Raw genomic sequence first — 21,287 nt, forward strand, 5'->3', positions numbered from 1 at the left:
TAGCCCAGTGCGTATCGATGTATTGGACCCGTGCGGTTCGCTGTTGTGCAGAGGATCGATGACGACAGCTGAGAGTGCAGCGACTTGCTGCAAGCACGCGAGCGGCAGGCGGCAGGCGGCAGGCGGCAGGCGGCAATATCCTAAGCCCAGCGCATCGCGTACAAGCGTTCCACCTTCAGGCTCACAGCGCGTCGGTGCGCGTGCGCCTGAAGGCGCTGATGCCAACGCACTCCATCGAGTACAGCGGCTCATCGGCGGACTTGGCCGTTGACTGGGCGGATCATCGCGCGCAGTCCACCAAACGTTCCGGCCAAGGCATGCCCATGCGGTGCGCCCCTACCCGCACCGTCCGGCATCGACGCATGGTGTAACGCGACTCCAGGCGTCAACGCTCGCCAGCAGTGTGCAACGGCCAGTAACAGCAGAGACGTCACCCACCGCCCGCCTTCGCTGCGCCAATCAGCCCTCGGCCACCTCACCGTTCTCGCCAGCCTCGCCGTCCTCGCGCAACAGGCTGCTCAGCACGTGGTCGCGCCACACGCCATTCAACTGCAGGTAACGCCGTGCGCGGCCTTCGATCTGGAAGCCCAGCCGCGCCAGGACCTGCGCGCTGCGCACATTCTCCGGCACGTACTGCGCCATCACCCGGTGCAGACCCAATGGACCGAACACGAACGCGATGCCCTGCGTGGCAGCCCAATGCATCAGGCCACGCCCTTGTGCCGCGGCATCCAGACCATAGCCGAGATGGCAGGCCTGAAACGCACCGCGCTGGATCTGGGTAAACCCCACCATACCAATCACCTGCTGCGCCGCGACCAACACCAGCTGCAGTTCGCGCTCGCCAGGAACCGAATTGCGATAGGCGATGCAGAGCCGCCGCCAACCGTCTGCGGTGTAGAACGCCTCCGGCCGCAGCGGCATCGCATCGGCCAGATGCGTGCGGTTGCGCGCGTGATAGTCGGCGACCGCTGCAGGGTCGACACTGGCAAGGTCGCAGAGCAGCACACCGTCGGCATGCCGCCGCGGCAAAAATGCCGGCAAGCTCATGGCCTGCCTCCATCACCGCGTTGTTGCAGATAGCCGCCTGCGTGAGACACGGCTAAAACAAAAAACCGTGTTCGCCGCTCTCAGGCGGCGTCGGCCGCTGCAAGCGCCTGCGCCACCTGCCACTCGATGGCATCCAGGTTCGGCAGCAGCGCGCTCTGCTCGCCGAGCAGCACGCGCATGTGCACGCCTTCCGGCAACGCGTCTTCCGACGCGTCGGCCAGCAGTCCGTCGCGCGGCACCGAAATCAGCTGCGGGAACGAGGCCGTCAGCAGGGCGAAGTACGGCAGTGCGGGATTGCCGCCCAGCGCCTTCAGCACGATGACCTTGTTGTTGAGCGCGGTGGGCTCGTCGCCCAGGCCGCTGAGGCGTGCGAACGACAACAGCGGCACCTTCCAGCCGTACCAATCGATGCGCCCGACCACCCAGCGCGGCATGTCCGGCAGCGCTTCGACCGCCACGCGCGACATCACCTCGGCCACCGTCGCGTTGGGCAGCAACACGCGCTCGTTGCCCGCCTGAATCAGGACGCCGCGGATTTCGTCGTTATTGGCGTAGCTCATCGCACTGTTCCGATCTGAGAGGGAGCGCCCGGCTTACGCCGGCCAACGCTGTGCCAACGCCTGCGCCAACTGCGCGGGGTCGCCGGTCAAGATACCTTGTCGCGCCAGCCGCGCTGCCGCAGCCGGGTCGTAGCAGCCATCGGCGGACTGACCCGCCAGCCAGGCGCCCTGCTCGGCCAGCGCCAGCGAGGCCTCCACCAATGCTTCGTTGGCACCGCTGAGCATCAGCACGGCGCTGTCGGCCGCCGGCAATGCGGCGATCAACCCGGCCGGATCGCTCTGCACCACGAAGGCCAGTGCGCCGGCGTGCTGCTGCAGGCCGATCTCGTCGGACAACACATAGGCCTTGCCCGGCGCGACGGTCTGCCCGGCTTCGCCCAGCTCTACCGGCAGTGCGGACACCCGCCCCATCTGCCGCACCAGGTTGCCGTACTGGCCACCATCGAGCGTCATGCGCACCAGGACGGCACGCGGAAATTCCGGCGGCAATGCGGCCAGCAGGCGACGGATCGCATCCGGCCCGCCGATCCCGGCCATCACCAGCACCGCGCCCGTGACCTCGCCGCTGTGCTCCAGATCCACCAGCGACAAGCCGCCGGTGGACAGGGCAGCCACATCGGGTTCGGCGCGCGGGCGCACCACCACGGCCACCTCGTCCACCAGGCCCCAGGTGCTGGAATCGCCCAGCGTCGGGCCCGGCTTGTCGGCAGCAGCTGGGGTCTGCGGGTGATCGACCGCGCGCGTGAACATCGCATCGCCCGGCATGCTTTCGAAGGCATGCGCGGCCGCTTCCAGATGTTGATCCAGTTGCAGATCCGAATGCTGTCGCGGTGCCAGCGTCAGGCCGGGCTCGGGCTGCAGCGAGGGCTCGCTTTCGGTGCCGGGCGGCAACACATCGGCATGGCCGTGCAGCTTGGCGGCCAGATGGCGCACCCAACGCTGCGCTTCCCAACCCTCGCGACGCACCGTCAGTTCCGCCTCGTCGAAGATCACCGTCACGCCGGGCATGTTGAAGGCCGGCTCCAGCGCCTCGAGTGCGTCTTCGATCGCCGGTTCCAGCGCGACCAGCACCGCCACCGGCTCTGCATCGCGCAGCATCTGCACGTCCACGGCCGCGGGCTCGTCTTCCAGCACCACCTGCGCGCCGGCCAGGCCAAGCGCTTCGCGCAGGCGCTCGCGCGCCTGTCCGGGCCGGCCTAGCAAGGCGACCGGAGTTCCCATTGCGCCATTAGTCTCGGACACGGGCGATCCCCAGCAGGTCATACACGTTTCGCATCAGATCCAACTCTTGGTAAGGCTTGCCCAGGTAGCGCTGCACGCCGATCTCGAAGGCGCGCTGGCGATGCTTCTCGCCACTGCGCGAAGTGATCATCACGATCGGCACCGCCTTGAAGCGCGGGTCGGCACGCATCGCGGTGGCCAGCTCGTAGCCGTCCATACGCGGCATTTCGATGTCCAGCAGCATCAGGTCGGGCACGCGCTCTTCGAGCAGTTCCAGTGCCTCGACACCGTCGCGGGCGGTGGTGACGTCCAGGTTGTGGCGTTCCAGCACGCGGCTGGTGACCTTGCGCATGGTCAGCGAGTCGTCCACCACCATCACCAACGGCACCTGACGCTGTGCCTCGGCGGGGGTGTCCAGCGCCGGACGCGCCGGCTGGCTGAGGTAACGACGGACCAACGGCGCCACGTCCAGGATCACCACCACGCGGCCATCGCCGGTGATGGTGGCGCCGTAGATGCCCGGCACCGAGGCGATCTGCAGGCCGACCGGCTTGACCACGATTTCGCGGTTGCCCAGCACCTGATCGATCGCCACCGCGGCGCGCAGGTCGCCCGCACGCACCAGCAGCAACGGCACCTGCGCCTGGCCATCGGCACGCGCGGCGGCCTGGCCGACCAGCGAGCCCAGGTCGTGCAGCACGTACTCTTCGCCGGCGTAGTGGTAACCGCCCTCGCCCGACTCGTAACGGGTGCGCGAGATCCGCCCGATACCGCTGACCGATGCCACCGGCACCGCAAAGGTGGTTTCGCCGATCCGCACGAACACCGCCTGGGTAACCGCCAGCGTCTGCGGTAGGCGCAGGGTGAAGGTGACGCCCTGGCCACGCACCGAGTGGATGTCCACCGAGCCGCCAAGCTGGCGCACCTCGTTGCGCACCACGTCCATGCCCACGCCACGGCCAGCCAGCTGGCTGACCTGCTCGGAGGTGCTGAAGCCGGAGGCGAAGATCAGGCCATCGAGTTCGGCCTCGCTCAGTTCCTGGCCCGGTTCGATCAGGCCGCGCTGCTCGCCGCGGCGACGGATCGCGTCGCGGTCCAGCCCGGCGCCATCGTCGGCCACTTCCAGCACGATTTCCGAGCCTTCGCGGCGCAGACGGATCGCGATGCTGCCTTCTTCTGCCTTGCCTGCATCGCGCCGTTGCTCCGGCGTTTCCAGCCCGTGCGCCACCGAGTTGCGCAGCATGTGTTCCAACGGCGCGACCATGCGATCAAGCACGTTGCGATCCAGTTCGCCCTGGGTACCTTCCAGCACCAGATGCACCTGCTTGCCGGTGTCGCTGGCCGCCTGGCGCACCACACGGCGCAGACGCGGCACCAGGCCATCGAACGGCACCATGCGCGCACGCATCAGGCCGTCCTGCAGCTCGGAGCTGACGCGCGACTGCTGTTGCAGCAGGCCGTCGTACTGGCGCGACAGATCTTCCAGCACGCCCTGCAGACCGCCCAAGTCGGCCGCCGATTCGTTCAGCGCGCGGCTGAGCTGCTGCAGGGTGGAGAAGCGGTCCAGTTCCAGCGGATCGAAGGTGCGATCGCCCTGGTCCTGCTCACGCTGGTAACGCGCCACGATCTGCGCTTCGGTTTCCAGGTCCAGACGCCGCAACTGGTCGCGCAGACGGGCGTTGGTGCGATCCAGTTCGCCCATGGCGCCACGGAATGCACCCAGCTGCTGTTCCAGGCGCGAGCGGTAGATCGCCACTTCGCCGGCATGGTTGACCAGGCGATCGAGCAGATCGGCGCGTACGCGCACCTGCTCCTGCTGCACGCGCGGCAGGAAGTCTTCTTCGCTCTGGCCTTCGACCGGAATCGGTGCCGACAGCGGAGCCGGTTCCACCGACGCCTTGGCGATCGCACGCACGTCTGCGTCGCTGGGCTCTGCGGCATTGCGGCCACGGGTGCGGGTTTCGAAGGCTTCCACCAAATCGGTGGGCATCGCCACCGCGCGATGCATGCCGGTGCGGGTCAGCAACTGGTGCAACCGGTCGAAGCCACGCTCGAACAGGCGTACGTCATCGCGGTCGATGTCGGTACGGTTGGCCGCCACCGCTTCGAGCAGCGATTCGATCGCATGCCCGAGGTCGCCGATGGCATTGATGCCAGCCATGCGCGCACCGCCCTTGAGCGTGTGCAGATCGCGCTGCAGTCCGTTGAGGACCTCGCGGTCTTCCGGCACTTCGCGCATGCGCGCGATCAGGCCATCGCAGTGGTCCAGCAGGTCGCGGCCTTCCTCGACGAAAATGTCGACCAGTTCGCCGTCGAGTTGATCGAAGTTGAGCGGACCCATATCGAACGCGGCACCGACGTCATTGCCGACGGTGGCGACACGCGCGGCGTCTTCCACCGGCGCACTGAAGGCGGCGGCAGTGTCGGCCGGCTCGGCCGCATGTTCGCTGGCAGAGGCCTCGTGTTCGGCAGCGTCGGGCTGCTCGGCCAGCTCCAGGTGCTCGACCTGGTCTGTCGTGGCCGTCGCATCGATGGATGCAGGCTCGCCATCGTGTTGCGCGTCGGTTTCGGCGACCGGCTCGGTGTGCACCTCGGGCGCGATGTCCGATTGTGGATCGCCCGCCTGTTCGACCTGATCGGCCGCATGCGCCATTTCGAACGCCTGCACCGATTCGATGGTGTGCTCGGGCAGCGCCGCATCGGCATGCACGAAGTCGTCATGCTGAGCGGACTGCGCATGCGCCGCATCGGCGTGTTCGGCCTCGATCTCGGCAATTTGCTCGCCGTGCGTCGCGTCCTCGACTGCCGTGTGTTCGGCCGTCTCGGTGTGCTCGCCGGACGCTGCGTGTGTCTCGGACGGCATGTCCCAGGCAGCGGGCTGCTCCAACTGCGATGGCTCCGCCTGTGCCTCGGCGTCCGCATCCGACTGCGCAGCATGCTGTGCGTCGGCGTCGGCGTCGGCATCGTGCGACGGTGCAGCCGCGTCTTCGCTTGCCTGCTCGGCGACGTCCTCGGAGTGGACCGGCGCGGTGACATCGGCATCGGACGGTGCGGTGGTGTAGTGCGCCTCGCCTTGATCGGTCAGCGACAGATCGTGATCGGTCGACACGCTGTCCAGCGCCGTGGTTTCCGGCGTCCAGTCTTCGGCGATCGCGGCAGGTGCCTCCTCGCCCACCGGGGCATCGGTGTGCACTGCTTCCAGCGCGTCGATGCTCTCGACCGTTGCATCGTCGGCCACGGCGTGGGCGTCGTCCGCGCTGGCAAGCGTCTGCGTCTGACCAAGCGCGGCTTCCGCGTCGGCCAGCTCGTCGACTACCACGGTGTCCTGCGTGGAAACGCCGGAGTCCGTGCCGTCTGCAGCAGCATCGCGCGCTGTTGCGTCGTGCGCAGCGAACGACGCATCCGCATCGGACACGGCGTGCGCCTGCGTGTCAGCCGAATCGGCCGGCACCTGCGCTGCATCGTGCGCCAGCGCCGCGTCGGCAACCTCGGCAGGCTGCCGTTCGGTGGCGTCCCAGGCATCGGCGTCGACCGCCGGCTCATCGGCCAGCGTGTCATGTGCGTCATCGGCCGGCGCCACAGTTTCGTGGTGGTCGTCGCCCACGGCGTCGCCCTGCACGGCTGCTGCGTCGTCGACTGCCGTCTCCGCAGTGTCGACGTGCGCAGCGTGCTGATCCTGCGAGAGTGCGTCGTGATCGTCCGGCGCCGGTGCCTGCAGCGCATGGGTCGCGCCTTGGTCGGCCTCGGCTTCGGCCAGTTCGTCCACCGCAATCGGCGCCTCGGCAGCGGGCTCGGCGTCGTGCGTGTGGTCGGCCAGCTGCATCGGCGAGGCGGAGTCAGACGGCAGTGCGCTGGCATCCAGGTACTGCGACAGGTCTTCCACGCCGGTCAGTTCGACCGTCGCGTCGCCGGCGGCAGCCTCTTCGCTCGCCGCGTCGACGTCGTCCAGCTCTTCCAGGAACGCCTGTGGCGGCCACTGCGCTTCCGGCAGGGTGTCCACCAGGGCGCGCAGGCGCTCGGTCAACGGCGCGAACGACGGAATCAGCGGTGCCTCGGCACGCAATGCGGTCACCGTGGTGGCGATCGCCGCGGCCATGGCGGCAATCGCATCGATCCCGTCGGGCGACGGCGTCGCCGATGCCGCGAGCAGACGCTTCACATAGCTTTCGGCCGGGGTCGTCACCAGGGTGATTTCCGGCACGTCGGTCATTGCGAACGCGCCACTCATGGTGTGCACGGCACGCAACAGTTCCTCGGTCGCCAACTGCGGCGCCGCCTGGGTGGCCTGCAGCCACGCGTTGACGGTTTCCAGATGGGTGGCGACTTCGGCTTCAAGGATTTCGCGCAGCACGCTGTCCACCGATGCCGGGGTTCCGCCGCTGGCGGCAGATGCGCCGGCCACGGTCGCAACCGCGGACACCTCGGTGCTTACCGGCGTTGCCGCCACAGGCACGTAATAAACCTCTTCACCGGCAGCCACGCGCTCGGCAATCGCCTGGATTTCCGGCAGATCTGCATGGATGCGGCCCTGGTCGCGCAGCGCTGCATTGAATTGCGGCAGCACCTCGTAGGCCAGCTCGACCATCGCCACCACCGCCGGACTGGGCGGACGCGAGTTGTCGAGCACGCGGTTGAGCATGCTTTCGATCTTCCAGCTGAACTCGCCAAGCACGCTGGCGCCGACCAGGCGACCGCTGCCCTTCAGGGTGTGGAAGACGCGGCGGATCGGACGCAGGTTGTCCGGGCTGTTCGGCGCAGCGCGCCAGACCGGCAGCAACTGCCCCAGGTTGACCAGTTCCTCGTCGAATTCCTCGAGGAACACCTCACGGATGTCGTCATCGATATCGCTGTCGCCGAAGCCGCCGAAGATGCCGGCATCGGCCGCCACCGGCACCGACTCGCCAGGCGCCTGCACCGGCGTGGTGTCGGCTGCCGTATCGGTACTGCTCGGCGAGACCTGCGGCCGCTCGGTGTCGAACTGCGCAGCAGCTGCATCGAGATCGGCCAGAAACGCAGCCGATGCCGCATCCAGCTCGAACTCGCTGACCACGGCCTGCTGCACGCGTGGAGTGGTCTGCTCGGCAGTCGCCTCGGCCGGTGCGTCCGGCGCGTCGGGCACGGTATCCACGAACGGGCCCTCCGGCTCCTGCGGCAGTGCAGGCGGAGCTGGCGGCGGCGAGAACGCATCTTCGATGCTGACCTGCGCACGGCGCGTTTCGTTTTCGGCAATGAAATCCAGCGGCGCGTCGCTCTGATCGGCGTCGCCCGGCAACGTAATCTGCTCGATCTGCAGCGGCGCCTCATCGGCCACCACCGGCGCAGCGGCATGCTCCTGTTCCAGCGCGCTCAGGTCCACGGTGTAGCTGACCTGCGCGGCCTCGCTTGCGAGATGGCCATCCTGCTCGGCCGACACCGGGTCAAACGCGGAAGAGGCGATCGGTGCCACCTGCTCGGTGGTCTCCAGCTGCCAACCGCCGGGCGCCTGCGCGCCATCGTCGGACAGCTCCAGCGGCGCCACCGTAAACGGCACGTGCGCCTGACCGGACACGGTTTCCTCGGCGGCAACCGGGTCGAACGAAAACACCGTGTCGGTCGCTGCCGCGCCGGTGTCGTTCACCGCGCTGGCCGCGAACGGCGATTCCACCACGGTCTCGTTGGCCCACTCCAGCGCTGCGACCGGCGCGGCGTCGTTGGCGGCCGCATCCGGGGTGCCGGCAAGCTGCAGTCCGCCGACGGCGACCTGTTGCGGCTCGACGACGCTACCCGGCTGGTCGGTACCCACCGGCAATTCGGACGGCTGTCCGGACGGCAGCGGCCAATAGCGCAGTGTTTCCAGGCTGTTGCGGGTGATGTCCAGAATCTCCTCGCGGCCGGGACGGCGCTCGCGCAGGGCTTCCAGGTAATACTCCAGGCTGGCCATCGCATCGGCCAGCGTGTCCAGCTGGCGACCGCTGGGCACGCGTTGCTTGCCGATCAGTTCCAGATCGACGTAGCGACGCACGCCTTCCAGATAATCGGCCGCCTGCGGCAGTTCGAGGATGCGCAAGGCACCGCCGACTTCGCCCAGCAGGTGAGGCACATCGGCCAGACGGGCGTGATCCCAGTTGGTTTCGATGAAGGCGACGAAGTGCTCACGCGCCGCACCGAAATTGGCGATCGCTTCCTGCGCCAGCACGTCCACGGTGCGGCGCACCTCCGACGAGGTGGCGCTGTTGCTGGCTTCGTTGCCATCGCCGATGTCGGCGCCAAGACTGGCGACCTGGTCATCCAGCGAGGCATCCACGTACAGCAGCGCGCCGGCGATATCCAGCAGCACGCCTTCGTCCATCTGCACCTGGCCGTCGACCACGCGCGCCAGCGCATCGCGCTGCTGCACGACGACATTGCGTGCCACGCCCAGGCCCATCATGCCCAGGGTATCGGCCACGCTGCCGAGATCGTTGACCTGGGTCTGCAGCTCGGCGATCTCGCCGCCGGTGCGCAGGTGCAAGTCCAGCGCGTCCTTGACGCGCAGCAATTCTTCCTTGACCGCGCTGCCGACCGTATCGAGCAGTTCGCGATTGCGCCCGCTCAGGCTGCCGCGGGCGTGATCCAGCTCGGCTTCGGTGGCGACACCGGCCTGCGGATCGAACGCGAACAACACGCTTTCATTCAGACCCGGCTGGCCACGCGTGGCGCGGATTTCGTTGAGCAGCGGCAGCAGCACGATCGGAATGTCGCGATGACCGTTCTGCAGACGCTCAAGATAATCGGGCAGCAGCACGGTGCCGCGCATCAGCATGGCGCAGGCTTCGTCGCGGTCGGCCACCTCGCCGGCCTGCACGGCCTGGGCCAGCAGTTCCAGTTCCTCGGCGACCATTGCCGGCGCATACAGCTCGACCATGCGCAAGGTGCCCTGCACCTGGTGCAGGTAGCCCGCGCAGAAACGCATCCGACTGGTGTCGGACGGTTCTTCGGCGAAGTACTCGATCTCGTTGCGCGCCTGGCGCAAGGTCTCGTCCAGCTCCGGCTTGACCCAGCCCAGCGCGGCGTGGCTCATCGCATCGCGAAGCGCACTCATTGCAGCCCCCTGACTACGGCCGGCACGCCGCTTGCGCGGCCACCGGTCACTTCCTGCATCGACGTAATGCGACTACGCGCCATCTGCTGATCCTTTCCCGTTCCGCGTCGTGGTCACGCCGGCAGCTTGAAGTCGGCGACCGAGCGGCGCAGATCGGCGGCGAGCTGAGCCAGGTTGCCGATCGACTCGGCCGTCTGCTCCGCACCCTGCGATGTCTGGCTGGTGATCTGTCGGATCACGCCCATGGTCTGTGTGATGTCCGTCGCGGCAGCCGACTGCTGGTGCGCAGCGATGGAGATGTTCTTGATCAGGTTGTTCAAGGCGTTGGACACGCGCTCGATTTCGGTCAGCGCGGTACCGGCGTCTTCGGCCAGGCGTGCACCGGACACCACTTCGGAGGTGGTCTGCTCCATCGAGCTGACCGCTTCGTTGGTATCGGCCTGAATGGTCTGCACCAGGCCTTCGATGCGTCGGGTCGCACTGGAGGTGCGTTCTGCCAGGCGCTGCACTTCGTCGGCCACCACCGCGAAACCGCGACCGGCCTCGCCCGCCGAGGCGGCCTGCACCGCGGCATTGAGCGCCAGGATGTTGGTCTGCTCGGAAATGTCGTTGATCAGTTCCACGATCGAGCCGATCTCCTGCGAAGACTCGCCCAGGCGCTTGATGCGCTTGGAGGTTTCCTGGATCTGGTCGCGGATCTGGTCCATGCCCTGAATCGTTTCGCGCACCACGCCGGCACCCTCGGCGGCGATGACCACCGAGCGCTGCGCCACTTCGGCCGACTCGGTGGAGTTGCGCGACACCTGTTCGATGCTCGCAGCGATTTCGCTGATGCGCTCGGAGGCGGTGGTGATCTGGTTGGCCTGCTGGCCGGCCGCTTCAGCCAGCTGCATGGCCGTGGCCTGGGTTTCCTGGGTCGACACGGCCACCTTGGCCGAGGTGTCGTTGATGGTGGTCACCAGGTGGCGCAGTTCGTCCACGGCGTAGTTGATGGCGTCTGCAATCGCGCCGGTCATGTCCTCGGTCACCGAGGCCTTGACGGTCAGGTCACCCTCACCGAGCGAGCTGATTTCGTCCAGCAACCGCATAATCGCCTGCTGGTTGCGGCTGTTGAATTCCACCTGTGCCTGGTAGCGCACGTCCTGCTCGCGGGTCCGCACCCGCACCGAGCTCCAGACGAAGCCGATGATGGCCAGCAAGGCGACCAGGCCGGACACCACGCCCAGCCAGAAGTTGGGAAACAGGCGGGTGTCGCGCACCGAACCGAACGCGGAGAACGCGTCGAACAGCTTCTTGCTGTCGTCGAGCATCTTGCCCGAGCCGGCGGTCAGTGCCGCGGCCGAGGACTGCGCCGCAAACAGGTTGCGCGAGCTGGCGAGGATGGCGTCGACGTCCTTCTTCATCGTCGCCCACTGCGTCTGCGACTGTTCCAGCGCCGCCAGCGCGGCCGGGTTACGTACCGCAGCGATGCCGAGTTCTTCGTTGCCTGCGCGCAGGCCTTCCAGCATCTGGGTGAACACCACCGAGTCGCGTGCCAGCGCGTCGCCGGACGCGGCCGCATTGGCGCCACCGGCGCGCATTTCGGTCACCCGGCGCGCCATGGTGCCAGCGACCACGACCTGCTGCAGGGTGTTGTAGATCTGCGAGGCGGGCGCGCCGCTGACCGTCATCGCGCGCACCACTTCGTTCAACTGCGCCTGCAGCTGCGGCACGCTGCCGGAGAAGCGTTCGGCGTTGCCGGCCAGACCGAGCACCGCCGGTTCGCTGGCGATGACCTGGTCGGCGTTCTTGCTGAGCGGCACCCAGGTCGCCTTGAGCTGCGCCATCGAACTGGCCACCGAGCCTTCCTGGCCGTAGCGGCCATCGAGCTCGCTCACCGTGCTGTCGATGCGGCCCTTGGTTTCCTTGAAGGCGGCAAAGGCCTTGGCGTCACCGGACACTGCTTCGCGGCCCTGGTTGGCCAGCTGCTGCGAGAGCACCTGCAGGTCGGCTGCGCCGGTGCCGGCACCGGCAAGACGACTGCCCTGCCAGGTGGCGACGCCGGTGTTGGCGCCGAACACGATCATCGACAACACCAGCAGGCCAAGCCAGAAGCTGGTGCTGACGCTGCCGAGCTTGTTGGTCTTGCGGGCGTCCGGGGCGGTACTCATGGTTCGACCTCGATCTGTATGACGTGGCGGGGTCGCGGCTTAGGCCGCGGCCTGCCGGAATTCAGGAGTGCGCGACAGCAACGCCAGGGAGAACACACCCCAGTCCTGCGTCTCGTTGCGGAAGGCACGATCGATGAAGTGGGCGTAGCGGCCCTGGGCCAACTCGCCGGGTTCGACCGCCTGGGACTGTTCGAAGCTGCGCTGGCCGTACAGCTCATCGATGGTCAGCGCGACGTCGCCGCCGCTCTGACGCATGATCAGCACACGCTGGCCTTCCTGCAGCACCGTGCGACGGCCCTCCAGGAACTGCTTCAAATCGATGACCGGAAACAGATTGCCGCGCAGGTTGCCCACGCCCAGCAACCAGGGTTGCCCGCCGGGCACCGGCGTCACCGGCGGCATCGGCACGATTTCCGCCACTTCGCGGAAATCCGACACCAGTCGCCGGGTCCCGACGCGATAGCCAACGCCACGCCAGATGTCTGCGGAGAACTGGCGCTCCGGCAGCGGCGTGGCGTGCGCAAGACTACGACGCTCGTAGTCTTCGAGAATATCGAATGGAGAGCGCATCAACGCACCAGTTGTTTGATGCGCGCGATCAGATCGTCTTCGCGCGGCGGCTTGACGATGTAGTCGCTGGCACCCTGTCGCAAACCCCATGCCTTGTCGGTTTCCATCCCCTTGGTGCTGACCAGCAGCACCGGAATGTCCTTGGTGGCCTGGTCGCGTGCGAGTGCACGCGTTGCCTGGAAGCCGCTCATACCGGGCAGCACCACATCCATCAGCACCAGATCGGGCGCCTGGCTGCGAACCAGCTCAAGTCCCTCTTCGGCGTTGTCGGTGGCGACGACCGTATGGCCAGCTTTTTCCAGCCATTGACTGAAGACTGCCCGATCGGTGGGCGAGTCCTCGATCAATATAATTCGAGCCATGTTGCCTTTCCCCCTGGTCAGGCGTGGACGTACGTGCGGATCGCGCTCAGTAGTTCTTCACGTGTAAATGGCTTGGTCAGATATTGCTCGGAACCGACGATGCGGCCGCGTGCCTTGTCGAACAGGCCATCCTTGGACGACAACATGATCACCGGCGTCGACTTGAAGAGCTGGTTGCCCTTGATCAACGCGCAGGTCTGGTACCCATCCAGACGCGGCATCATGATGTCCACAAAGATGATCTGAGGTTGCTGGTCCGCAATTTTGGCCAGTGCCTCGAAACCATCCGTCGCTGTCACTACTTCACACCCTTCGCGCTTCAGCAGCGTTTCGGCGGTGCGGCGAATGGTTTTCGAATCATCGATCACCATCACCTTCAGTCCTGCGAGTTCCCCACCCGCAGCAATGTTTTCACTCATGCAAATATCCCCGGGCGCGCAACGCTTCATCCCTTCCGACGTCGCTACGAAACTGCATGTATATCCCAAGACCCGCATCGACTGTCAAGGGCGCGTTGCCGGGGCCCCGCCAGGCGGACGTTCCGACCGCGTCCGGGTGCGTTTCGGCCGGCAAGTCGCGCATTCGCAACCGGCCGGGCGCGCCATCGCCCGCCGCTTGAAGTTACCATCGGCAGCCTGTTCGAAAGGTTTAGCCCCATGTCGCTCGACGTCGTTGTGGTGATGGATCCCATCGCCTCCATCAAGATCGCCAAAGACACCACCTTCGCCATGCTGCTGGAAGCCCAGCGCCGTGGCCACCGCCTGCATTACGTGCGCCCGGGCGGGCTGAGCCTGCGCGAAGGCCGCGCGGTGGCGCAGGTCGCGCCACTGGGCGTGCGCGAGGACAAGACCAGCTGGTTCACGCTGGGCGAGTTCGCCGAACTGGCGTTCGGACCCGGGCAGGTGGTGATGATGCGCAAGGACCCGCCGGTGGACGCGGAGTTCATCTACGACACCCAGGTGCTGAGTGTCGCGCAGCGCGCCGGTGCGCAGATCGTCAATGACCCGCAGGGCCTGCGCGACTACAACGAGAAGCTGGCCGCGCTGCTGTTCCCGCAGTGCTGCCCGCCGACCCTGGTCAGCCGCGATGCGGCCGCGCTGAAGGCCTTTGTGCTGGAACATGGCCAGGCCGTGCTCAAGCCGCTGGACGGCATGGGCGGGCGTTCGATCTTCCGCAGCGGCACCGGCGACCCCAACCTCAACGTGATCCTGGAAACGCTGACCGACGGCAACCGCAAGCTGACCCTGGCGCAGCGCTTCATCCCCGACATCACCGCCGGCGACAAGCGCATCCTGCTGGTGGACGGAGAGCCGGTGGACTATTGCCTGGCGCGCATCCCGCAGGGCGACGAATTCCGCGGCAACCTGGCCGCCGGCGGCCGCGGCGAAGGCCGACCGTTGTCCGAACGCGACCGCTGGATCGCCGCGCAGGTAGGGCCGGAAATGCGCCGCCGCGGCATGCGCTTCGTCGGCCTGGACGTGATCGGCGATTACCTGACCGAGGTCAACGTCACCAGCCCCACCTGCGTGCGCGAGCTGGATGCGCAGTTCGGGCTGAACATCGCCGGGCTGCTGTTCGACGCGATCGAGGCCGGCGCCGCGCAATGAGCACGGCCGCGGCCCTGCCTGCAGCGATGGACGAACGCCGGCGGCTGACCACCACGCTGGTGATCTCGCTGTTGCTGCACGGCGCGCTGATCCTGGGGGTGGGCTTTGCGGTCAGCGAGGACGCGCCATTGGTCCCGACCCTGGACGTGATCTTCAGCCAGACCAGCACACCGCTGACGCCCAAGCAGGCCGACTTCCTGGCCCAGGCCAACCAGCAGGGCGGCGGCGACCACGACACCGCCCAGCGCCCGCGCGACAGCCAGCCCGGCGTGGTGCCGCAGGACCGCACCGGCCTGGCGCCGCAGGCGCAGCGCGCGACCAGCGTGCAGGCCCCGGCCCCCACCCAGACCCGCGTGGTGAGCAGCCGTCGCGGCGAGCAGCGCATGCCGACGCCGCAACCCAACCCGCAGACCGACCCGCTCACCCCGGCCGATGCGCAACGCATCCAGCGCGATGCGGAGATGGCCCGGCTGGCGGCCGAGGTGCACCTGCGCTCGGAACAATACGCCAAGCGCCCGAACCGCAAGTTCGTCTCCGCCAGTACCCGCGAATACGCCTACGCCAACTACCTGCGCGCCTGGGTGGACCGCGCCGAGCGCGTGGGCAACCTGAATTATCCGGACGACGCACGCCGCCGCCGGCTGGGCGGCAAGGTGGTCATCAGCGTGGGCGTGCGCCGCGACGGCAGCGTGGAAAGCAGCCGCGTGCTGGTCTCCAGCGGGGTCCCGACGCTGGACTCCGCTGCGTTGCGGGTGGTACAGCTGGCACAGCCCTTCCCGCCCCTGCCCAGAACCAAGGACGACGTGGACATTCTCGAGGTCACGCGCACCTGGCTGTTCCTGCCCGATGGCGAGTTGCACGACGACCGCTGAGCCCCCCGCGGGCGTTCACTGCCCGATGCACGGCACCACAGCCGAGCGGCACCGGCCTGAAACAAGACAGCAGCCCAGGATCAGCGGCGCTGCGGCGCGCCCCCCTCGTGCCGTGATGCCGCCGGCCTGAGCGTGGACGCCAGCCAGACAGGCGACCCTGCGCAGCCTGGTCACCATCGTGTACGCCTGCGTGACACCAACCCGCCATAGCGGCGCGGACATGCAGCAGGCCGGCAATGACAACCTGCGATCGGCTTGCACACCCGCCTGGACCGCGCCACGGCATGGCCGATTGCGTCATCTGCCGCGTGCAGCAACGGGCGCGGCAGATCTGCGGTGGCCGGTGTCTCAGGCCACCTGCGCCGCGGCGTGCAATCGGTCGGCCAAGGCCATGATCTCGGCTGCGTCCTGCACGCGTTCGCGCCAGGCGGCGGGAATGCCCTCGACACCGTAGAACGCACCAGCAAGCTGGCCGCAGATCGCCGCGGTGGTATCGGCGTCGTCGCCCAGGTTGGCCGCGCGCAACACCGCATCGGCGAATGTGTCGGTGGTGGCGAAGCACCACAGGGCGGCCGACAGCGCGTCGACCACGTAGCCGGTGCCGCGAATCTGCGCTGCCGGCACCGCTGCATGGTCGCGCGCGGCCAGGGCATGCACCGCCGGGGAGACCATTGCTTCGCAGGACGTGCGCAGCACCTGCTCGCGCGTTGCGCCGAGCAAGGCGGCCCGCACCTGGGCCGCGAACAACCGGCAGGCGTCCAGTGCTTCGGCAGCGGCATGGGTGGTGCGCGAACTGTCGGCGGCACGGTCGCCCAGCTCGTCGGGGCGATGCGCGTAGTACATCGCCACCGGCGCCAACCGCATCAGGGATCCATTGCCGGCCGCGCGCGGATCGGCGCTGCCACTGAAGGCGGGGCCGCCATCGAGATAGCGCTCCAGCGCCTGGCGCACCGTGTTGCCGATATCGAAACAGTGGCCGGTGCTACTGAGATAGCCGTGCTAGTACCAGTTGCAATAGTGATTCATCTGGTCGGCAGGGTCGAAGCCTTGCCGGTGCAGCAGGCTGTGCGCCAGGCACAGCGCCATCGAGGTGTCGTCGGTCCACTGCCCTGCACGCAGGGCGAACGGACCACCGCCGTGCATGTCGTCGATCGGCGTAAAGCTGCCGGGCGCCTGGAATTCCAGCGTAGTGCCCAGCGCATCGCCGGCCGCCAGGCCGAGCAGACAGCCGCGAAACCGCGCACGTTCGAGATCGCCGTGTGTCATGGCGCGGCGGCGGCCGCCTTCGCTGCGCGTGCGGCCTGTTGCTCGATCAGCGTCAATGCAACGTTATCGCGCAGGTACGCCGGTTCCACGCGCTCCGGCGCCAGCCCTTCGCCGCGCTGCAGCGCGGGCACCGCAAGCGTGAGCAGATCGGCGGCATGCGGCAAGGCGCTGGCATCCACGCTGCTCAGCTGCGCGGCAAGGCGCTGCTGCAGCAGTCCGTCGGCGGCCGCAAATCCGGTTCCCACCCCGGCCACGCGCGGCGCCGTCGCGGGCATGACCACCGCGTCGGGCGTGCACACGCGCTCCGGGGCAAGTTCCAGCAGCCCTTCCTCGTTGCGCGCAAACACCCCGGCATAGACCTCGCCCATGCGCGCATCGATGCAGGCCAGCACATGCCTCGCCTCGGCCGGCGCGCGCAAGGCCAGCACCTGCAGCGTGGACACCGCCAGCACCGGCAGATCCAGGGCCAGCGCGATGCCCTGCGCAATGCCGATCGCCAGCCGCACGCCGGTGAAGGCGCCAGGCCCGCGGCCGACCGCGATCGCATCGAGCTGACGCCGGGTGATGCCGGCGTCGGCCAGCAGCGCGTCGGCCCAGGGCAAGGCCAGTTCGGCGTGGCGACGCGGTGCCAGTTCGAAGCGCTCGATCACGCGTCCATCCACGTGCAGCGCAACGGAGCAGGCTTCGGTGGAGGTTTCGAAGGCGAGGATGTTCATGGGATAGCCGGGACCGGGGATCCGGGACTGGGGACCCGGGAAGGCGCAAAGTTTAACTGATCGATTCGAGAGGCCGAGGCGGCATCCGGAGGTGCCACCCAGCGCACACGGGCGCTTGTGTGCACGCGCTGGTGCGGGTCGAAAGGCAAATAGATCAGGGACTGGGGAACCCGGCAAGGCGCAGGTCAACGGATCGATTCGAGGGGGCCGAGGCGGCATCCGGGATGGGCCACCAGGTGCACGCGGGTGCTCGTGTGCATGCGCTGGTGCCGGCCGAAAGGCAATGCGACTGGCGCCGTTGCTATTGCACGCGAGCGCGACACACGACCGCCCAGGGCACTCGGCCCCGCGCCTACCCGGATCCCGGGTCTCCGATCCCCAGTCCCGGCTCCTCGAAAAACGCCTGCACGTCGGCAAGCTCCCGCGTGCGCGCAAACGGCGGCAGCGACTTCATGAAGGTGCGCCCGTAGCTCTTGGTGATCAGCCGCGGATCGCACAGCACCAGCACGCCGCGATCGGTTTCGCTGCGGATCAGCCGGCCCACACCCTGCTTCAGCGCGATCACGGCCTGCGGCAACTGCTCGTCGCGGAACGGGTTGCCGCCCTCGCGGCGGATCGCATCCAGCCGCGCTTCGAACACCGGGTCGTCGGGCGCGGCAAACGGCAGCTTGTCGATCACCACCACGCTCAGCGCATCGCCGACCACGTCCACGCCTTCGCGGAAACTGGCCGACCCCAGCAGCACGCCATTGCCGGAATCGCGAAAGCGTTGCAGCAGGGTCGCGCGCGGCGCCTCGCCCTGCACATACAGCGGCCACGGCGCACCGCGCAGCGCGTCGGCGGCCTCGCGCAGCGCGCGGTGCGAGGCGAACAGCAGGAATGCGCGGCCATTGGAGGCCTCCAGCACCGGCGTCAGCGCCGCGATCAAGGCAGTGCCGAAGCCGCGCGCAGCCGGGTCGGGCAGATTCGGCGGCAGATAGCACAGCGCCTGGCGCGCCCAGTCGAACGGGCTTGGCTGCAGCAAGGTCACCGGGTCGCTCAAGCCCAGCCGCAGCGCAATGTGATCGAACTCGCCGCCCACCGCCAGCGTGGCGGAAGTGAACACCCAGGCCGCCTGCGACTTTTCGCGGTGCTCGCGCAACGGCCCGGACACGTCCAGCGGCGTGCGCTGGCAGCGGAATCCGCGCGGGCTCAGTTCGTACCAGAGCACATCGTTGTCGACCGTCTGTTCCGGCGGATCCTGCGCAAAGTCCGCCACCGGCAGGTCTTCGCCCAGCCAGCGCGACAGCCGGTTCAGGGCTTCCTGTGCACGCGCAGTGCAGCCATCGAACCCCGGCGAGGCCTCGCGCAATGGCAGCAAGGCCTCGCCCAGCCGCGCCAAGGCCGACAGCACCGCATCGAAGCCTTCGCGCACTTGCGGCTTGGCCAATGCGCGCCACTGCGTGCCACGCGGCGGCAGCCCCTCCATGCCGGCGCGCAGGCTGCGCAGTGCTTCGTCCAGCGCCAGGATCGGCGCCTGCAGGCTGGCCTGTGCGCCGGCGACCAGACGCGCTTCGACCATGCAATCGCGCGCCAGCTCCTGCCACGGGCGCATGCCGAAACTTTCGCCGAAGAAATTGGCCGCCAGCTCCGGCAACTGATGCGCTTCGTCGATGACGAAGGCCTGCGCGCCCGGCAGGATCTCGCCGAAGCCTTCCTGCTTGAGTGCCAGATCGGCCAGCAGCAGATGGTGATTGACCACCACCAGATCGGCGGCCTGCGCACGCTGGCGTGCCTGCACCACGAAGCACTCGCTGTAGAACGGGCATTCGGTACCCAGGCAGTTGTCGACCGTGGAGGTCACCATCGGCAGCAGTGGCGAATCGTCCGGCAGGGCATCCAGTTCGGCCATGTCGCCGTACTGGGTCCGCCCGCTCCAGGCCACGATGCGCTGGAACTGGGTGACCTGCTCGGGCGTGGCCAGGCGCGGTTCGCCACGCGCCTGCTGGGTGCGGTACTTGCACAGATAGTTTGCGCGGCCCTTCAGCAACGCGCTGCGCAGGCCCACGCCCAGGGCAGCGCGCACGCGCGGCAGATCGCGGTGGAACAGCTGGTCCTGCAGTGCGCGCGTGCCGGTGGAGACGATGGTCTTCAAGCCCGATAGCAGCGCCGGCACCAGATACGCATAGGTCTTGCCGGTGCCGGTACCGGCCTCGGCCAGCAGCACGTCGCGTTGCTCGAACGCCTCGGCAATGGCGCCAGTCAGGCGCAGCTGCGCAGCGCGCGGCGCAAATGCATCGAGCTGGCGCGCAAGCGCCCCGCCTTCGCTGAGCGCCTCGATACTGGCAGTGGCAAGTTGGGACATGGGATCGAACGGATGCAGGGCGGAAAGCACGACAGCCTAGCGCGTGCGCGGTGATGCTGCCCGATCACAGCGGGCATCCTGCCGGTACGCGAGATAGCCATCGGTGCGAGAAGCCTTGCGCTGAGGGCACTGCGGTGTCGCGTTGCGCCCGCCCCTTCAAGACCGAACCGTGGCGCTGGCAGGACGCAAGCGGCACCTCGGCCGCGGTACAGGTGCCCGAGGCAAGCGCATGCCTTGCCGTGAGGGTCCAGCAGTCACACCTGTGCGGCAGCACTATTGCTTGACCGCTCGGGCGGCCAGGATGCGGGCATCAGTGGTGCTTGCGTTGGACGGCGCAGACCGATACAGGGCAACCATCGGATTTCCACCGAGTACGACACAGTCAACGCGCCCTGCCGCGCACATGCACGCCCTGAAGCGCAGAGTGCGGGGCCACGCGGCAGGCAGCGACCACTGGCTTGCCAGCACTGCACTGGAGGGCGCCGGCCGTTCCGCATGATCCGTAGCCTCGCCGCGCACTCATCCAGCCGCAGCAGCACCGTCGACAAGGACGCGCGATGCCTGCCGCCAGACACGCACCTTGATGACTATCGAAAAAAGCGAGACATCAACACGAGTCCCCGAATCCGGCGGGACGGTGTGCCCACATTCCAGTGCGCGGCACCTGCAACGCGCGCCCTGGCCTCAACCTGTGCGCGAAAGCGATACGGCGCTACTTTCGCGCGACAACCTGCATCTTCGCGCCGCGCGCATGGCGCTTTGCGGGGGTGGCAGGACATCAGACCCGCAACGGCAGCGACATCGCCAACACGCCGTCGTCGCATCCCTGGCCATGTCTGACACGCAGCAGCCCGAACGACCAACGACGCTTCATGCAGACACGCAGATGGCCGCAGCCGAGGCGACTACCGCCCCAAAAGGCGCAATCGCCGTGCCAGCGCGGCGTAACCGGGCGCCCTGCACCCGGCGGGCATCTCAGTACCGCTTCATTCCCGGCACGGTGCAACCGACAATCTGCGCCTTGGCCGAGGCGGCGTTTTCCTTCTCGCCACGCGCCAGCCGCGATTGCTCGATGGTGGCCCAGTGACGGCGGCACAGCGGGCCCGTCTTGGAACCCAGCTCGATCGCCTGCTTGGCAAAGCGTTCGGCGGCCGGCCAATCGGCCTGCAGCACCGCCACTTCGGCACGCTCCTGCAGGATCGCCGGGTCGCCGGACACCAGCCCCAACGCCTGATCCAGCGCCGCAGCCGCACCGGTCAGATCGCCGGCCTGGCGCTTGCTCTTGGCGGTGTCGCGCAGGTCGTCCACCTGCGGGTCGCGCAGCGGCTGCACTGACAGCTCGGTGTCGTCAGCGCCGGCCTCGCGTTCGATCAGCAGCAAACGCTGCGTCGGCGTGGTCGGGTCCACCGGGGTGGGTGGCGGCGTGGGCGGCGCGCTGACGCAGGCAGTGACTGCGGCAAGCACACCGATCAGGGCAAGACCACGGTGCAATCGGTTCATTTAATCACT

Annotated in this window: 13 protein-coding genes and 1 pseudogene; 2 read left to right on the plus strand and 12 right to left on the minus strand. The window is 67.9% G+C overall.

Features of this window, described 5'->3' with window-relative positions; all coding sequences use genetic code 11:
• Positions 1–459 precede the first annotated feature (459 nt).
• The 8 genes from A7D17_RS01250 to pilG form a co-directional block, all read right to left on the minus strand.
• Positions 460–1,050, minus strand: a complete 591-nt coding sequence (locus A7D17_RS01250) for a GNAT family N-acetyltransferase (protein WP_064507418.1) — start codon at positions 1,048–1,050, stop codon at positions 460–462.
• 80 nt (positions 1,051–1,130) lie between these two features.
• Complete coding sequence (locus A7D17_RS01255) at positions 1,131–1,610, minus strand: chemotaxis protein CheW (RefSeq protein WP_064507419.1); 480 nt, start codon at positions 1,608–1,610, stop codon at positions 1,131–1,133.
• A 33-nt stretch (positions 1,611–1,643) separates the two neighbouring features.
• Positions 1,644–2,831 carry a chemotaxis protein CheB gene (locus A7D17_RS01260; RefSeq protein WP_064507420.1) on the minus strand — a complete coding sequence of 396 codons (1,188 nt, stop codon included), beginning with the start codon at positions 2,829–2,831 and terminating at the stop codon, positions 1,644–1,646.
• A 7-nt stretch (positions 2,832–2,838) separates the two neighbouring features.
• The gene (locus A7D17_RS01265; RefSeq protein ID WP_064507421.1) at positions 2,839–9,891 is read right to left on the minus strand and encodes an Hpt domain-containing protein; all 7,053 of its coding nucleotides are present in this window, start codon (positions 9,889–9,891) and stop codon (positions 2,839–2,841) included.
• Positions 9,892–10,004: 113 nt separating this feature from the next.
• Positions 10,005–12,041 carry a methyl-accepting chemotaxis protein gene (locus A7D17_RS01270; protein ID WP_064507422.1) on the minus strand — a complete coding sequence of 679 codons (2,037 nt, stop codon included), beginning with the start codon at positions 12,039–12,041 and terminating at the stop codon, positions 10,005–10,007.
• A gap of 39 nt (positions 12,042–12,080) precedes the next feature.
• Positions 12,081–12,611 carry a chemotaxis protein CheW gene (locus A7D17_RS01275; protein ID WP_005988637.1) on the minus strand — a complete coding sequence of 177 codons (531 nt, stop codon included), beginning with the start codon at positions 12,609–12,611 and terminating at the stop codon, positions 12,081–12,083.
• Positions 12,611–12,973 (minus strand): response regulator, encoded by a 363-nt coding sequence (locus A7D17_RS01280; protein ID WP_029220782.1) that lies wholly within the window; start codon positions 12,971–12,973, stop codon positions 12,611–12,613. Before A7D17_RS01280 ends, A7D17_RS01275 begins: the two co-directional genes overlap by 1 nt.
• 17 nt (positions 12,974–12,990) lie before the next feature.
• Positions 12,991–13,392 carry a twitching motility response regulator PilG gene (gene pilG, locus A7D17_RS01285; protein WP_005913706.1) on the minus strand — a complete coding sequence of 134 codons (402 nt, stop codon included), beginning with the start codon at positions 13,390–13,392 and terminating at the stop codon, positions 12,991–12,993.
• 237 nt (positions 13,393–13,629) lie between these two features.
• Between pilG and gshB the strand changes: the two genes are divergently transcribed.
• Positions 13,630–14,580 (plus strand): glutathione synthase, encoded by a 951-nt coding sequence (gene gshB, locus A7D17_RS01290; RefSeq protein WP_064507423.1) that lies wholly within the window; start codon positions 13,630–13,632, stop codon positions 14,578–14,580.
• Entirely contained in the window at positions 14,577–15,452 is an 876-nt protein-coding gene (locus A7D17_RS01295) for an energy transducer TonB family protein (RefSeq protein WP_064507424.1), read from the plus strand. Before gshB ends, A7D17_RS01295 begins: the two co-directional genes overlap by 4 nt.
• Positions 15,453–15,800: 348 nt before the next feature.
• Here A7D17_RS01295 and A7D17_RS01300 read toward each other — a convergent pair.
• The 4 genes and pseudogenes from A7D17_RS01300 to A7D17_RS01320 form a co-directional block, all read right to left on the minus strand.
• Positions 15,801–16,718 (minus strand): annotated as a pseudogene (locus A7D17_RS01300) (ADP-ribosylglycohydrolase family protein).
• Positions 16,715–17,434: a tRNA (adenosine(37)-N6)-threonylcarbamoyltransferase complex dimerization subunit type 1 TsaB gene (gene tsaB, locus A7D17_RS01305; RefSeq protein ID WP_064507425.1), complete on the minus strand. Its 720-nt coding sequence runs from the start codon at positions 17,432–17,434 to the stop codon at positions 16,715–16,717. The pseudogene A7D17_RS01300 and the gene tsaB overlap by 4 nt, the downstream one beginning before the upstream one ends.
• Before the next feature lie 352 nt (positions 17,435–17,786).
• Positions 17,787–19,778 (minus strand): DNA repair helicase YoaA, encoded by a 1,992-nt coding sequence (gene yoaA / locus A7D17_RS01315; RefSeq protein ID WP_064507426.1) that lies wholly within the window; start codon positions 19,776–19,778, stop codon positions 17,787–17,789.
• A gap of 975 nt (positions 19,779–20,753) precedes the next feature.
• Positions 20,754–21,278, minus strand: coding sequence for a tetratricopeptide repeat protein (locus tag A7D17_RS01320; RefSeq protein WP_064507427.1), 525 nt, complete (start codon positions 21,276–21,278; stop codon positions 20,754–20,756).
• Between the last annotated feature and the right edge of the window lie 9 nt (positions 21,279–21,287).

Source organism: Xanthomonas floridensis, from assembly GCF_001642575.1.
In the GTDB taxonomy this organism is placed as follows: Bacteria; Pseudomonadota; Gammaproteobacteria; order Xanthomonadales; family Xanthomonadaceae; genus Xanthomonas; species Xanthomonas floridensis.

Excerpts from the sequence above, each read along its gene's own strand:
- A7D17_RS01320 (WP_064507427.1), bottom strand. The coding sequence starts at position 21,278 with ATGAACCGATTGCACCGTGGTCTTGCCCTGATCGGTGTGCTTGCCGCA.
- yoaA (WP_064507426.1), bottom strand. The coding sequence starts at position 19,778 with ATGTCCCAACTTGCCACTGCCAGTATCGAGGCGCTCAGCGAAGGCGGG.
- A7D17_RS01265 (WP_064507421.1), bottom strand. The coding sequence starts at position 9,891 with ATGAGTGCGCTTCGCGATGCGATGAGCCACGCCGCGCTGGGCTGGGTC.
- A7D17_RS01260 (WP_064507420.1), bottom strand. The coding sequence starts at position 2,831 with ATGGGAACTCCGGTCGCCTTGCTAGGCCGGCCCGGACAGGCGCGCGAG.
- pilG (WP_005913706.1), bottom strand. The coding sequence starts at position 13,392 with ATGAGTGAAAACATTGCTGCGGGTGGGGAACTCGCAGGACTGAAGGTG.
- A7D17_RS01280 (WP_029220782.1), bottom strand. The coding sequence starts at position 12,973 with ATGGCTCGAATTATATTGATCGAGGACTCGCCCACCGATCGGGCAGTC.
- A7D17_RS01275 (WP_005988637.1), bottom strand. The coding sequence starts at position 12,611 with ATGCGCTCTCCATTCGATATTCTCGAAGACTACGAGCGTCGTAGTCTT.
- tsaB (WP_064507425.1), bottom strand. The coding sequence starts at position 17,434 with ATGAACATCCTCGCCTTCGAAACCTCCACCGAAGCCTGCTCCGTTGCG.
- gshB (WP_064507423.1), top strand. The coding sequence starts at position 13,630 with ATGTCGCTCGACGTCGTTGTGGTGATGGATCCCATCGCCTCCATCAAG.
- A7D17_RS01255 (WP_064507419.1), bottom strand. The coding sequence starts at position 1,610 with ATGAGCTACGCCAATAACGACGAAATCCGCGGCGTCCTGATTCAGGCG.
- A7D17_RS01295 (WP_064507424.1), top strand. The coding sequence starts at position 14,577 with ATGAGCACGGCCGCGGCCCTGCCTGCAGCGATGGACGAACGCCGGCGG.
- A7D17_RS01250 (WP_064507418.1), bottom strand. The coding sequence starts at position 1,050 with ATGAGCTTGCCGGCATTTTTGCCGCGGCGGCATGCCGACGGTGTGCTG.
- A7D17_RS01270 (WP_064507422.1), bottom strand. The coding sequence starts at position 12,041 with ATGAGTACCGCCCCGGACGCCCGCAAGACCAACAAGCTCGGCAGCGTC.